This window comes from Metabacillus dongyingensis (genome assembly GCF_019933155.2).
GTDB classification, from domain to species: domain Bacteria; phylum Bacillota; class Bacilli; order Bacillales; family Bacillaceae; genus Bacillus_P; species Bacillus_P dongyingensis.
Window position 1 is genome coordinate 2,645,741 of the sequence record NZ_CP082944.1, and the last position, 14,534, is coordinate 2,660,274.

At 40.9% G+C, this 14,534-nt stretch carries 12 protein-coding genes; 1 reads left to right on the forward strand and 11 read right to left on the reverse strand.

All coding sequences use genetic code 11. The features are described from left to right. Positions 1-46: 46 nt before the first annotated feature. The 10 genes from K8L98_RS13130 to K8L98_RS13175 form a co-directional block, all read right to left on the reverse strand. A complete protein-coding gene (locus K8L98_RS13130) occupies positions 47-1,501 on the reverse strand; it encodes an FAD-binding oxidoreductase (protein ID WP_223435322.1) in 1,455 nt (484 codons plus the stop codon). Further along, a complete protein-coding gene (locus tag K8L98_RS13135) occupies positions 1,501-2,865 on the reverse strand; it encodes a (Fe-S)-binding protein (protein WP_223435323.1) in 1,365 nt (454 codons plus the stop codon). Before K8L98_RS13135 ends, K8L98_RS13130 begins: the two co-directional genes overlap by 1 nt. Continuing rightward, positions 2,866-4,167, reverse strand: a complete 1,302-nt coding sequence (locus K8L98_RS13140; protein ID WP_223443406.1) for an FAD-binding oxidoreductase — start codon at positions 4,165-4,167, stop codon at positions 2,866-2,868. A 66-nt stretch (positions 4,168-4,233) separates the two neighbouring features. Then, complete coding sequence (locus tag K8L98_RS13145; protein WP_223435324.1) at positions 4,234-4,926, reverse strand: FadR/GntR family transcriptional regulator; 693 nt, start codon at positions 4,924-4,926, stop codon at positions 4,234-4,236. Between the two features lie 170 nt (positions 4,927-5,096). Then, the gene (locus K8L98_RS13150) at positions 5,097-5,984 is read right to left on the reverse strand and encodes a macrolide 2'-phosphotransferase (RefSeq protein WP_223435325.1); all 888 of its coding nucleotides are present in this window, start codon (positions 5,982-5,984) and stop codon (positions 5,097-5,099) included. 251 nt (positions 5,985-6,235) lie between these two features. After that, positions 6,236-7,276 carry a zinc-binding alcohol dehydrogenase family protein gene (locus tag K8L98_RS13155; protein ID WP_223435326.1) on the reverse strand — a complete coding sequence of 347 codons (1,041 nt, stop codon included), beginning with the start codon at positions 7,274-7,276 and terminating at the stop codon, positions 6,236-6,238. Between the two features lie 394 nt (positions 7,277-7,670). Continuing rightward, positions 7,671-8,807: a LacI family DNA-binding transcriptional regulator gene (locus tag K8L98_RS13160; protein WP_223435328.1), complete on the reverse strand. Its 1,137-nt coding sequence runs from the start codon at positions 8,805-8,807 to the stop codon at positions 7,671-7,673. 165 nt (positions 8,808-8,972) lie between these two features. Further along, positions 8,973-10,118 (reverse strand): Gfo/Idh/MocA family protein, encoded by a 1,146-nt coding sequence (locus tag K8L98_RS13165; protein ID WP_223435329.1) that lies wholly within the window; start codon positions 10,116-10,118, stop codon positions 8,973-8,975. 337 nt (positions 10,119-10,455) lie between these two features. Next, positions 10,456-11,451 carry an L-glyceraldehyde 3-phosphate reductase gene (gene mgrA, locus K8L98_RS13170; protein ID WP_223435330.1) on the reverse strand — a complete coding sequence of 332 codons (996 nt, stop codon included), beginning with the start codon at positions 11,449-11,451 and terminating at the stop codon, positions 10,456-10,458. A 129-nt stretch (positions 11,452-11,580) separates the two neighbouring features. Next, a complete protein-coding gene (locus K8L98_RS13175) occupies positions 11,581-12,834 on the reverse strand; it encodes a YeeE/YedE family protein (RefSeq protein WP_223435331.1) in 1,254 nt (417 codons plus the stop codon). 256 nt (positions 12,835-13,090) lie between these two features. On the opposite strand from K8L98_RS13175, the gene K8L98_RS13180 reads away from it, so the two are divergent. Continuing rightward, positions 13,091-13,519 (forward strand): cell wall hydrolase, encoded by a 429-nt coding sequence (locus K8L98_RS13180; RefSeq protein ID WP_223435332.1) that lies wholly within the window; start codon positions 13,091-13,093, stop codon positions 13,517-13,519. Between the two features lie 340 nt (positions 13,520-13,859). On the opposite strand, the gene K8L98_RS13185 is transcribed toward K8L98_RS13180, so the two are convergent. Further along, positions 13,860-14,525, reverse strand: coding sequence for a GNAT family N-acetyltransferase (locus K8L98_RS13185; RefSeq protein ID WP_223435333.1), 666 nt, complete (start codon positions 14,523-14,525; stop codon positions 13,860-13,862). Between the last annotated feature and the right edge of the window lie 9 nt (positions 14,526-14,534).

Below are 14,534 nucleotides of genomic sequence, written 5' to 3' on the forward strand. Positions count from 1 at the left end.
AATCAAAGCGTTTACAATCATTTTCAGAACATTTTACCAATTTAATTTATAGAGCTGCTGCTTTCATTTCTTTTTTCACTTCTGCACAGCGTCCCGGACTTGGAAATAATTTACCCGCGTTTAATAGATTATCAGGGTTAAAGACTTCCCGGACCTTTGTTTGAGCTAAAATCTCTTCGTCAGTAAAAACAAACCGCATTTCTTCTCTCTTTTCAATCCCAACCCCATGTTCACCTGTAATCGTTCCGCCAACTTCAGCGCAAACCTGCAAACATGCGCTTCCTGCTTTTAATGCCGCTTCTGTCTGACCGGGAACCCTTGAATCGAACAAGACAAGCGGATGCAGATTGCCGTCTCCGGCATGAAAGATATTGGCGATCCTGAGACCTGATTCTTTGCTGATCTGATTGATTTTTTCAAGGACTTCTGGAAGTCTGCTTCGCGGAATGACTCCATCCTGTACAAGATAATCCGGTGAAATAGCCCCCATTGCCCCAAAGCCTGTCTTTCGGTTTGCCCACCATCTTGCACGCTCTGCATCACTTTCAGCAGCCTTTACTTCACGGACATTCCATTTTGTGCACACCTCAAGAATCTGTGCGATCTGTTCATCGATACCGGCGGAAATACCGTCTACTTCTATTAATAAGACCGCTTCAATGTCTCTTGGGTGACCCACTGGAAACGCAGCAGCTTCAACTCCTTCAATTGCAACCTTATCCATCATTTCAAGTGCTGCTGGAACAATTCCTGCTGAAATAATGTCTGAAACAGCGCCGCTTCCGTCTGAAACACTATCAAAGTAAGCAAGAACTGTTTGTTTTGACTCAGGATTTTTTAAGATTCTTACAGTGATCTTTGTGACGATCCCGAGCGTTCCTTCTGATCCAGTTAATAATCCAAGCAGGTCATAGCCCGGCGAATCAGGGATTCCGTTTTTTCCAATTTCAATAATCTCTCCATTCGGCAGTACAACCTCCAGTCCAAGGATATGATTTGTCGTTACACCATATTTGAGGCAATGGGCTCCGCCGGCATTTTCAGCAACGTTGCCTCCGATTGTGCAGCAATATTGACTGGATGGATCCGGTGCATAGTAATAACCTTTATCTGCAATTGAGTTGGTTAATTTAAGATTAACAAAGCCGGGTTCAACGACTGCCCGTCTATTTTCGAGATCTACACTGATCAGCTTTTTCATTTTTACGAGACTGATAATGACTTCACCGTTAATGGGAATGGCTCCTCCGCTTAAACCTGTTCCAGCACCTCTTGCAAGGAATGGCAGCTGATTTTCAGAACAGTATTTGACGATCGCCGCAACTTCCTCTGTATTTTTCGGAAAAACAACCGCTTTTGGCAAATGCTTGTGAATGGTAAAACCATCGCAATCATAGGCAATTAAATCTTCCTTATGATAGAGAATGTTTGAAGGGCCTCCTGTCAGCTTTGCAAGGCTATGAATATGTTTATCTTTCGTTTTAAGTCCTTTAATAGCCATTACAGTTCTTCCTTTCCTTGTTTCTCCATTTGATAGGCCCAATCCAGCAGCTGGACAGTATGAACAACCTTTTGATTTCTTCCGAATTTTTGAACACCCATAGCCATTTGCAGCATGCAGCCAGGGTTGCCCATTGAAATCATCTCAACGTCATCAGGAACATTTTCCATTTTACTTTCAAGCACAGCCCCTGCCATTTCCGGATTTGTTATGTTGTAGATGCCTGCACTTCCGCAGCATCTGTCCGCATTAGGCATATGAACCATTTCCACGCCTGGAATATCTAGTAAGATATCGCGAGGCTCCTGGCGTACACCCTGTCCATGTGCCAAGTGGCATGCATCATGATAAGTGATTCTTGTATTTAATTCCGCTTTAGGCTTTTCATAGCCGGTGTCATGAAGATATTTCGATATATCCACTACTTTAGCAGCAAATTTTTCTGCTTTCTCATGCCATTCTGCCTCTACTTCTCTGAACAATTCACCGTATTCCTTAAGCATGCATCCGCATCCTGCTGCGTTTACTATGATTTTATCGGAATCTTTAAAAGCCTCAATGTTTTGCTTTGCAAGTCTGCGGCCTGTATCTCTGTCGCCCGCATGAACGTGAAGGGCTCCGCAGCATGTTTGATTTTGCGGAATTGTGACTGCATTTCCATTCTTTGTTAACACATTTATTGTGGATTCATTAATATCACTGAACATAACGTCCATTACACATCCTGTCAGGAAGGATACTTCAGTCTTTGTCTCCCCCTGTGCCGGAATGACCGTCTGATTTTTATACTTTTTGCGGACCGGCTGCTTGATTTCAGGCATGATGGCTTCCATTTCAGCAAGATGTTTTGGCATGACCTTCAGCATCCCGGTTTTGCGCACAGCTTTTTGCAATCCGCTTTTTTGATAAAATTTCAGCAGATTTCCCGCGGTGTTCAAACGGTTTTGATGAGGAAAGAGACCTTTTAAGAAAAATTTGCTTACGGTTCCTTTTACACCTGTTAATGGCATAGCCTGACGGATTTGGCCCCTGGCTTCTTCAATGAGACCGCCGACATCCACATCCGCAGGACATGCCGTTGTACAGGCTCGGCAATCAAGACAGGCAAAGACAGGATCCATGAATTGTTCGTTTACTTGAAGCAACCCATCTGCAACTGATTTGATCAGATGCACCCGTCCTCGCGGAGAATGCTGCTCCTGCCCGGTTATCTCATAGGTTGGACATGACTCCAGACACATGCCGCAATGGACACAATCTGCCCATTTGCTCTCGTCCGGATGATCCTTCCACAAATAATTGCTGAGACTTGTTTCCTTGCATGCCGGGGATGCTTGCTTTAAGTCGCTTTCTCTTATGCTCAACTAGATCCCTCCCAAGTAACGTTTATAATTCAGGATTGAACGTGGATCAATTGCGGTTTTAATTCCTTGAATCAGAAAGAAGCAGGATGGCTTTTCTCCCCATACTTCCGTTTTGTGACGCAATGCGTAAGGCAGATGCTTAATGATTGTATAGCCTCCCAACCGAGATGCAGCTTGCTGAATACGCTCGATTGCATTCATAACGTCATTGCTGCTTCCCTTCAGTATGACTTGGCATAATCCGTGTCCTATTCCGCCATGAGCTTCAATAGACGTCGTTTTGTACATACTGGCACATTCCTTCACAATTTGGAAAACATCCATGTTTTTTACGCCAATTTTTAAGGAAGCTTCCGTAATAGAACGAGGCTTTGATGTGACACCATTAGGCGCTGTCTTGTAAAACCCATCCCAAAACAATTCTGCTTCCGCTTGGGGCAGGAGAGAAAACAGTGAACCCGCAGGCACGATGCTTTTAATAAATTCTTCCTGATAGTAGACTGATGGCTCGAAATCCTCAAAACTGATTGCAAGCGTATACATATTGTGATTTGCTAAACGTTTAGATAAGGCAGGGCTCAGCAGTTCTAAAGCAATGGGCTCCATCATGGAATCCAGCAGTTTTACCACAAACAGCCTCATTTCTTCCAGAAGTTCAATAGGAAAAGATAATAGAATAAGACTTTCGTATTTTGGGATCGGCCTAAGCTTTAAAGTAATCTCCGTCACAACTCCAAGCGTGCCCATTGAGCCTATAAAAAGCTTATTCATATCGTAGCCGGCAACGTTTTTTACCACTTTTCCGCCAGATCGAATAACTCGTCCATCAGGATAAACGATTCTAAGACCAATAACTGAATCTCGTGCTGATCCATATCCAAGCCGTTTGGGACCGCTTTCATTTGAAGCGATAATACCTCCAATAGTTGAATACTCCGGCCAAGCTGGATCGAGTGAAACTCTCTGCTGATGCTTTGCTAAGAAATCCTGCAGTTCTTTAAATGTTGTCCCTGCTTTTACGGTTATGGTCATATCACCTGGAGTATGCTCTGTAATACCGCTGTAATGAGCCATGGATAATTGGATATCTGCATAATCTGATAATCCTCCAAATCCGCGCTTTGTCCCGCCGCCGATTATGGAAACTTTTTTGTCATTCTGATCGGCAAATTTAAGGACTTGTATGATTTCCTCTTCTGCAGTCGGAAAAACAGTCATTTCGCCATTATTGCCAAGCAAGTGATTTGCCTGTCCTTCCGTCTTTACTTTTTCTTCAGGTAAAAGTGAGATTAATTCAGTCATTATCAAAACAGCACCTCCAATCGTTTCGTAGTAACAAACGATGTTTTGTTTTATTTTCAAAAAAATTCATTTTCTCTGATGAAGACTCTTGTGAAGGATGGATTCTACGAATGTTAAATGCTGCAGCATGTATTCGTTTGATAGATTTGGAGTTCCTGATGAAATACTTTCGAAGATGCGCTTATGGTGTAATGCAATGGTTTCGATCGCCTCAGAATCGCATTTGATAAACTGGTGAAAATCAATCATCGCATTTTTAATCGTGGTGGAAATAACTTGTACAAACTGAATCAGCAGCGAGTTTCCGGTTGCTTTCGCAATCGATAAGTGAAACTGATAATCATCTTCCCAGGGGGCATCTGTCTGAGTTGTTAAGATCTTTTTCATTAGCGTAAGATCTTTTTCAGAGCGATTACATGCAGCCATTTCAGCCATGCCAGTTTCGACGATTTTTCTAACTTGAAAAAGCTCAGTAATATCATTCGCATTTGGAAGCATGACAGCTTTGCTGAAAATCTTTGAGGAGTCATACTTGCTGACATACGTGCCCTCACCCTGTTTCACTTTTACAAGGCCTTTTCCTTTTAAAACAGTTATGGCATCACGTACGGCTGATCGTCCTACTCCAAACCTCTCGCAAAGCTCTCTTACTGATGGAAGCTTTTCGCCAGCAGGTATCGAGCCGTCTAAAATCATTTTCTCGATTTGCTCGCTGACCGTGTCTGAAACTTTCTTTGTTGAAATTTTTTCAATTAGCACCTATTCACAGCCTTTCTTTTCAGACATCACATATCTGACAAGTGATCTGTTATAGTTACATTTAAACATTATGAAATCCATTTTTCAATTAATTTTTAGAATTTACTGAATAAATATAAAAATCAGCAAAAAAGCAGCCTGCATTTATGCAGACCGCTGGAAATAATTTTTTATAAACCCAATGCCTGTTTCGCCATAATATAATGCTCATCTTCCCCGGTGATTAAAGCGAACTCAGCAATATCTATGCCATAGGCAGCCTTAAATTCTATAATATGCTCTCTCATTTTTGGCCATACTTTTCCGCCGGATTTTTCATACTCTCCCAGTAAATAGCCGAGTTCTTTTTCTCCAAAGATAGTAGCAAACAAGACAAAATCCTTCCCAGGATCTGTCACTTTTGCTTCTGTCCAGTCGAGAATGCCGCAGACCTTTTCCTCTTTATCTATTAATATGTGAGGCGGATGCAGATCTCCATGGATAAATGAAGAATGTCCCGGCCAATACGAATCATCTGATAGCCATTGCTGCCAACGTTTCCAAAGGACATCAGCTGTACCTATTTCTTTTTTCACTTTATCCATTCGTTCACTGAGTGATTGACGTACTTGGTCAGGGCTTAATACTTCAACTCCGGATTTTGCTGCTTCAAAATGGTCTAAGTTATGCAAGGCAGACATCACTCCTGCCAATGATTGAACAAATGATTTTGAAAGGTTTTCAGTGTTTATATTAAAGACATAGTTACGAATGTTCATATCAATCGAACCCGTCTGGATTCCCGGAACCGTGGGATAGGCAATTAATTCAGGGGTATTAATTTTCCACTCTGGCACACTCACAGGGAGTTGTTTTTGAACTAATTTCAAGATATTCCCTTCATAAGCACTTCTTTGAATAACATCAGGGCGTCTCGGCTTTCTGAGAACCCACGAAACGCCGCTTTCATCTTCTGCAAATAAGACCTGAAAATCCATTCCAGACTCATTCAAAACAGCCGTTTCTTCAATAAGGTTTAAACCATTCTTACTTGCAAGCTTTAATATATCAACAGTCATTCGTTATCTCTCCTCTTTAATATCGCAAGAGGACCTGCCTTTGGCCGAAACTTTTTTTGCACAGCAAAAAGAGGCAGAAAGCTCTCCCTCTTCTTTAAACTTATTAGAATTTCTATAAAAAGGCAGACCTATCCGATTTATTTGTCACTATTCAATTAGCAGAACAATGTACGCAGCCGGATACGCATGAATGCCATTAGAAATCCCTCCGTTCAATAAGATTAACACTAGTGTAGCATTTAACAGCTTAGTTAATCCAGTTTTTTTCTCATCGTAAAATGCTCGAGAACAATTTTGCCGATTGTTTTTCCAGACTCAAGTGACTGATGTGCTTTCTTTATATTTTCAGCATTTATCGGTGATAGGGTTTGATTTATAGTTGTTTTTAGAATTCCCTGATCAATCAATTCGCTGATTTTATTCAGCAGGATTTGCTGCTCTTGCATATCTGCTGTTTGATACATCGCTCTGGTGAACATAAATTCCCAGACAAATGTAACACTCTTGCTTTTTAACAAATTCAAATCAAGAGGCTCTCTGTTTTCTACGATAGAACAAATCTTTCCCTGAGGCTTAATGATTTCGCTCATTCCCCTCCAATGCTGATCCGTGTTATTCAGACAAAAGATATATTCTACTTCTGAAATTTGGAAGGTTTCAAGTTCAGCTTTTAAAGATTGATGATGATTTATGATATGATCGGCACCCAACTTCTCTGCCCATTCTTTCGTTTCAGGGCGTGAAGCTGTTGCAATAACTGACAGTCCTGCCCACTTAGCAAGCTGAATGGCTATAGAGCCCACTCCCCCTGCACCGCCAATAATCAGTATCCTTTTCCTGCTGTTTCGTTCTTTGTCAGCAGGATCAATTTCCAGGCGATCGAACAGCCCTTCATATGCTGTAATTGCAGTCAGCGGAAGAGCAGCTGCTTCAGCATGGGCAAGAGCAGCAGGCTTTTTTCCGACAATTCTTTCATCCACAAGATGGAATTCGCTGTACGTTCCCTGTCTCGTAATACTTCCTGCATAAAATACGTCATCGCCAGGTTTAAAATCTGTACAATCCTCACCGGTTTCGACAACTGTGCCGCTTGCATCCCAGCCGAGTATTTTAGGCTTTTCCTCTACTTTTTCTTTTGGCGCACGCACTTTTGTATCAACAGGATTGATGGAAATGGCTTTAACCTGAACCAGCAGATCTTTTCCTGAAGGGATTGGTTTTTCTATTTCAATGTCGAGCAAGCTTTCTTCATGTTCGATTGGCAAATATTTATGCAGTCCAATTGCTTTCATAAATTATTCCTCCACTTCTTAATATATTATTTAGTATGAGGAGAATATTGTGATAAATCAATTAATTGAACTCGTTAGACATAACAAAAAACGCCTAAATTCATAGGCGTTTTGGTAAACTGAACTACGAAGCGGGCAGATTTGAAGTAACTGCCCAGCCTCCAGACCAGGTTGAGTAGTTATCACCTGCAGGAGTAGGGATAGGGAAAACACCATACTCTAAAATTTATTGATTGCAGATACTATCCAAGGACCGCTTATTTTCATGCGATTTGCCCAGTTAAGAATGGATCCATCATACCAGTGCCTTGTGAAAGCTGTAATGTCCTCGATATTGTATTTTTTTTAGCATAATCTGTGATCCGCTTAAGTGCTTCAACATTATTCGGAAGACCTATTGCATAGAAAAAGCTTTCGCTGTTTTCCCTTCAATAATCGTGTGAGGAATAAATATCTGCTGGACGGCAAAGTCAGAATCCAGCATTTTTTCTTTCAGAAGATTTACCGCTTTAATAGCGATACTCTGTTCATCCTGTTTGATGTGAGTAAATTGAATTCTCGAATTCTCCGGCGAATCAAAACAAACTACAGACACATCATCCGGCATTCGTCTTCCCAGCCTGGATAACCCTGCTGCGACTTGTTCTCCAATAGAATGTTCACAGGCTACAATGGCTGTAATACTGCGATGCTTTTTTAAGAAATTGTCTAAAATCAGATTGTCCTCTTTAATAACGTGTGATTCTGTTATTTCGTTTATTGGCATACTGTTTTTAATTTCAGTCAAGATATAGTCTCTATTCAGCTTCACGCCTTGTTCAGAATGGGCAATATGAAAACCCGTCACTCTCTCCTCAATAGCTGTCGTTCCCTCTGAAGGAGGAGAAATGAATCCGATTTCTCTGTGTCCCATCTTGATTAAATGATTCGTCAGCTCTATTGTTGCTCTACGGTGATCAGTACATACAAACGATGCAGGAATCCCTTTAATGAATCGATCAATCAAAACGACGGGAAAATTCTTTGAAACCAGCTCAAGAAGTTTATTATTTACATGCTCTCCATGTACCGGAAAGACAATCAAACCTTCAGCTCCCATATCCAGGAAATCATTCACGGCCTGTTCCTCAATTTCCTTTCTTCCATAGCTGAGTTTCAAAAGAATCGTAAAACCAAGTTCACTGCATCTCTTTTCAATTCCCTTTACAAGTCCTATTCCATAGCTCTCATCAAAACCCGGCAGAATAAAACCGATTAAATGGCGTTTTGAACTATCCTGCTTTGCAGAATAAGAAGCATCAATTGCAGCGTCAGAATGAATAACAAATGAGCCCTTTCCTTGAATTCTTTCAATATAGTTTTCTTCTGAGAGAAGATCCAGCGCTTTTTTAGAGGTAATACGGCTTACTTCAAATTGATCTGCAAGCTCTTTTTCAGAAGGAACTTTATCTCCCTGCTTTAATTTTCCGCTCCTAATCTGATTTAACAGTAAATTATAGACTTTTAGGTAAAGAGGATTAAAAGTTGTCATAGCGTCACCTTTCAACGGTTGATATATTCAATATATCAACTATTTCTTCTACAGAAAAGTCTTTTGTTTGATAAATTTAAATATTCATACATTATCCAGAAGATTTATTGCCTCAATCTTATAAAAAAACTCATAAAACATAAAAAAAGCAGGATTCCTCCCGCTTTAGCTCAATTGTTCAATTTTCTTTGGAATGGAAATCCATTTCTTTTCAATAGAGGAACGCTCAATAGCATCAAGAATGAGCTGATTCATTAAGCCATCATAAAAATTAGGCTGTTTATGTTCATTATTTGAAATCGCTTTCATCAATTCGGATATTAAGTTCACAAATGTATGTTCATATCCTATAATATGACCTGCGGGCCAGTATGCATGGGCATAAGGGTGCTCTTCTTCCGTACAGTTAATGACCCTAAAGCCCTGAAGGCCTTTGTCATCTTCACTTAAGTACACATGCAAATTGTTCATGTTTTCAAGATCCCATTTGATGGATCCAAACTCAGCATTGATCTCAAAACAATTACGATTTCTATTTCCTGCTGCAAAACGAGTTGCTTCAAATACTCCCATTGCCCCATTTTCAAATTTTGCGATGAATGAAGCAGCATCGTCTACATCAACCTTCCCTTTTTTCCCTGCTTCCCCTTCAATCGGCCGCTCTTTTATGAATGTCTCCATTGCACCGACTACCTCTGAAATCTCACCAACTAGAAACCTTGTCAGATCAATGATATGCGCCCCGATATCACCCAAAGCTCCAGACCCTGTTACCTCTTTTTTTAATCTCCATGCAATCGGGAAATCAGGATCCATAATCCAGTCCTGAAGATACGTTGCACGAACATGATAGATACGCCCAAGCCTGCCCTGCTGAATCAATTTCTTCGCATATTGAACAGCTGGGGCAAACCGGTAATTATGCGAGATCATATGAATGACCTTATTTCGGGTCACTGCTTCAAGCATCCTTTCTGCCTGATCTACATTTAAAGCTAAAGGCTTTTCACATATTATATGTTTTCCGGCTTCGGCTGCTGCAATCGCAATTTCTGCATGAGAATTGTTTGGAGTGACAATATCAATTAAATCAATATCGTCTCTATCTATCAATGTCCGCCAATCTGTTTCATAGCTTTCAAAGCCGAGCTCATCAGCCGCCTTCTTTACACCCTCTTCGCTGCGGCCGGCAATTGCTTTGAGTACAGGCTTTGCTGCTCCCGGAAAAAAGAATGGAACATTCCGGTAAGCGAGACTGTGCGCTTTTCCCATAAACTTATACCCAATCATTCCAACTCGAATCTCTTTCATCACAGATCACCAGCTTTCATATATTGGTTGTTATAAAAAATGCTGTCATTATAATCACTAATTAGTCTTAAACAGGGAAAATCCTCTTTTTCTAAGTCATAATTTTTTGATTTGAATCAATAAGACTAGATTTCAAAAGATAAGCGCAGCAGCCCGTTTAGCTCTGACAGATAGAAAAGAATCCGGCAGAAAAAAATAGTCTTTAAAAATTAGACTTTATACACTATCATTCCTCTTATTTTAATACCCGATATTATCGAACAATTATCTAGAAATAGATTATTTTATTATTTTCTAACAATAAAAAAAGTCTTGCTTTGAAAGCAAGACTTGACCTTTATTTATCGGCCAATATATCTTCAATTCTATCAAGCTCATCCGAAGTAAACTCAAGATGATTCAGCGCAGCAACATTCTCTTCGATCTGGCTTACTCTGCTTGCCCCAATAAGTGCTGAGGTCACGCGTCCTTCTCTCAAAACCCATGACAATGCCATTTGGGCAAGGTTCTGGCCGCGGTCTGCTGCAACATCATTCAACTGTTTGATTTTATGTACCATTTCTTCAGTCACACGGTCTTCATTAAGGGCGCCAGTTGATTTGGCAGCTCTTGAATCAGCAGGAACTCCAGATAAATATTTGCTTGTTAATAAGCCCTGTTCAAGAGGACAAAAAGCGATTGAGCCTATCCGATTTTCCTGAAGAACATCCTGCAGGCCATTTTCAATCCAACGGTTCAGCATCGAATAACTTGGCTGATGGATGAGCAGGGGTGTACCGAGACGGTTTAAAATTTTCACTGCTTCTTCCGTTTGCTCAGCCGTGTAGCTTGAAATTCCAACGTATAATGCTTTTCCCTGACGCACGATTTGATCTAATGCCCCCATTGTTTCTTCAAGAGGTGTATTAGGATCAGGACGATGGGAATAGAAAATATCTACATAGTCCAAACCCATCCGTTTTAAGCTTTGATCTAAGCTTGCAATCAAATATTTTTTTGAACCCCATTCACCATATGGCCCGTCCCACATGTGATAGCCTGCTTTTGAGGAAATGATTAATTCATCCCGGTATGGTGCAAAATCCGTTTTCAGAACTTGCCCAAACATTGCTTCTGCAGATCCAGGCGGAGGTCCGTAATTGTTTGCGAGATCAAAATGAGTAATCCCCAGATCAAATGCGCGGCGAAGCATAGCGCGGCCATTTTCAAACGAATCTACTCCGCCGAAATTGTGCCATAACCCAAGGGAAATCGCCGGCAGCAGCAAACCTGAATTTCCGCACCGATTGTACTTCATAGATTGATACCTTTCTGAACTTGCTCTGTATGTCATTTGGATTCCTCCTTTAATCTCTTTCATTTGTATAGTAGTTGAAGAAAGCGGTTTCGTAAATGAATCTGTCTTATTTTTTCAACATTTAGTCTTTTTGACCTAATAAAAAGAACCCTCATAAGAGAGTTCTCAGCAAATAGAGTCTGTAGATTTAGGATTTTTCAGACCAAACAGCGGACGAATAAATAAAGCAAGAAAAGTACCTAACATCGCCATGATCATCCATACCCAGCCATGGAGACTGAATGAAGCAATTCCGCCAAAATAAGCACCGATGTTGCAGCCAAAAGCAAGACGCGCACCATACCCCATTAGAAGTCCTCCAAGAATAGAGGCCCCAGCTACACCCGGTTTAATTTTTCCCGGTTTGAAGGTTCCTTGTGCTGCAGCTGATATAAAGGCTCCAAGAATAATGCCGAAATTCATAACGCTTGTGGAATCGGCAAGCACCGATTTCGTAAGTGCTGCCCCATTCGCTCCTGCAAAATAACCCCAGCTTGAAACATCAGCACCAGAAGCCATTAAGGCTTTTCCGCCCCAAAGAGCAAAAGCTGATGTAATTCCCCATGGATTGCCTCTAATTGTTAGAGTTAGAGCATTTAATAGTGCAAGAATAATAGCTGCTGCGAACAGCGGCCATGAACCTCTTATGATTTTTTTAAAGCCTTTAGCAGTTGGCAGAGGCTTCATCATTGGAGGATTTTTCTTTTTAGCAATCTGTACTGTAATCCAATAGATAAGCGCGAATGCTGCTAATTGAACAAGCAGTGCTCCGAAATAACCAAAACCTGTTGAAGTCGCCAGTGAAATGGGCGGTAATGAAGGCATATCTTCCATCCAAAATGTAAAGTGATAAGCGCCAATAACAGACCCCGCAATAAATGAGATCAGTGTTAAAATCATTGAAGAGGAACCGCCGCCGACAGAATAAAGTGTTCCGGAAGCACACCCATTCCCAAGCTGCATCCCAATTCCAAAGATAAAAGATCCGAAAATAACACTTACACCAACTGGCGATACATATCCTGCCGGGGCTGTTCCCGTAAAACTAAAGCCGGTGCTTAATATAACAGCAAATAATGTTGAAGCAATGGCAAGCATAAGCATGTGAGCCTGCAGACCTTGAACGTTTCCTACCGACATCAGACGCCTGAATGCAGATGTGAAACCAAAACGAGCATGGAGCAAGGTAACGCCAAGCATAATTCCAATAATATATAACACAGCCTGAGTTGTATTAGTCGTAGTTAAAATCGCAATGAATAAAATGATACCTGCAAGTAATCCTGCTGCAACAAGCGGCTTTTGCATCGGATTTAGCTCCGAGACGACAGTTGTTCGCGGTTTATATGCAGAATTCCTATTTAGAGTCGTTTCAGACATCATATAATCCCCTTTTCTTATGAAATTAGTCGGATTAAATCCATCTCTATACAATACTCTTTTTAATTAAAACTGTAAACGAATTTGCTTCTTAATAAAATGGAATAGGACTGACAGGTCAGAATGTAAGTATTTTCTGATATCTCAGTCATCATTTATTTTTATTTTTACATTATATAAAAAAATGAAATTGAAACGTCAATCAGCAAGTCACTAGAATAAGATAAGAATATGCCACGACAATGGAGGCGAAATCATGGCAGTTGTAAAAGCAAATAACTCAGATATCGATTTAATGGCCAGATTGCTTCGAGCCGAAGCTGAAGGCGAAGGAATAAGGGGCATGCAGCTTGTAGGAAATGTAGGGATTAATCGGGTTAGAGCTAATTGCTCGGACTTTAAAAACATTCGCACCATCCCGCAGATGATCTACCAAGAGCACGCGTTTGAGGCCGTTCAGCACGGTTATTTTTATCAAAGAGCAAGAGAAAAGGAAAGGAGGCTGGCGAGACGGAGTATAGCGGGCGAACGGTATTGGCCTGCAAAATTCAGCTTATGGTACTTCAGGCCGCCTGGAGACTGCCCTCCTACTTGGTATAACCAGCTGCTCGTCGCACGCTACAAGCTGCATTGTTTTTATCAGCCCAGACCTGGTGAATGTGATGATATTTATAACACATTTTAAAACAAAAAATCCTCGTCATCAAACGAGGATTTTTTGTTCATCATAATGGCAGAAAGCCTGCTTTTTCTTTAGTCTCCAAATTTCCGATCGTTTCTTCCCATTCTTCGAGGTTTGTTTGAGAGCACAGAATCATTTCGTTTTATAAAGCTTACGATAAGATCTGCATCTACCCCATACAGATTTTCTGTCATTGGAAGAAAACCAAGATCAAGACCCGTCACAGCTTGGCCATTATTGTTCCAAGATGAAGGAAACTTTTTGCATTAATTGATGCATGGATTTGAACAAAAGATCGGTAATGCTATTTATTCTTTTATATTCCATACTTCTTCCCGTATTCCTATTTATTAAAAGGATTTTTCCATTCCATTAACATGCCATAATTGCACGATTCCTCGTCCTCTAAATAATTGGGTACAACTTGGACAGGCGTTCTTCCGCAGCGCAGCAAGAAAGAGATAATTGGATCTTTTACATTCCCCTCTACCACACGACCAATATATTGCTCTGGCGTCCATTTATCTGAATGCTGCTGATAACCAGGCATTCTTCCCCCGCCAAGCAGACTATCCAATCCCTTGTGTACAACCACATCATACATGGAAAACATAAGCCATTTTCCAAGTCCCAGCTTTCTGTAAGCGGGACGAACACCAATATCAACTACATAAAGAGTATTTCCATTTGGATCATGATTGCGAATATACCCATTGTCTGTGATTTCCTCCCATGTATGTTCAGGGTGATTTGGATCAAACTGTACAAGCAGTCCTGTCATAGAACCCGCGACTTCTCCATTGATTTCAATGCAAAGTGCGCCCTCTGGAAAGAGCGTGATATGATTTTTCAGCTGTTCTTCATTCCACCACAGTTCAGACGGAAATGGAGGAGGAAAGCTCTCCTGCTGAATGCGGATTAATGCATCAAAATCCTTTTGTGTGTAGTTTCGAACAACTGCTTTTACAGGCTTGTCTCCATCATAAACAAAAAATTCTTTTACATACAAGAGTACTCC

Excerpts from the sequence above, each read along its gene's own strand:
- mgrA (WP_223435330.1), bottom strand. The coding sequence starts at position 11,451 with ATGACATACAGAGCAAGTTCAGAAAGGTATCAATCTATGAAGTACAAT.
- K8L98_RS13175 (WP_223435331.1), bottom strand. The coding sequence starts at position 12,834 with ATGTCTGAAACGACTCTAAATAGGAATTCTGCATATAAACCGCGAACA.
- K8L98_RS13130 (WP_223435322.1), bottom strand. The coding sequence starts at position 1,501 with ATGGCTATTAAAGGACTTAAAACGAAAGATAAACATATTCATAGCCTT.
- K8L98_RS13180 (WP_223435332.1), top strand. The coding sequence starts at position 13,091 with ATGGCAGTTGTAAAAGCAAATAACTCAGATATCGATTTAATGGCCAGA.
- K8L98_RS13160 (WP_223435328.1), bottom strand. The coding sequence starts at position 8,807 with ATGACAACTTTTAATCCTCTTTACCTAAAAGTCTATAATTTACTGTTA.
- K8L98_RS13150 (WP_223435325.1), bottom strand. The coding sequence starts at position 5,984 with ATGACTGTTGATATATTAAAGCTTGCAAGTAAGAATGGTTTAAACCTT.
- K8L98_RS13165 (WP_223435329.1), bottom strand. The coding sequence starts at position 10,118 with ATGAAAGAGATTCGAGTTGGAATGATTGGGTATAAGTTTATGGGAAAA.
- K8L98_RS13140 (WP_223443406.1), bottom strand. The coding sequence starts at position 4,167 with ATGACTGAATTAATCTCACTTTTACCTGAAGAAAAAGTAAAGACGGAA.
- K8L98_RS13155 (WP_223435326.1), bottom strand. The coding sequence starts at position 7,276 with ATGAAAGCAATTGGACTGCATAAATATTTGCCAATCGAACATGAAGAA.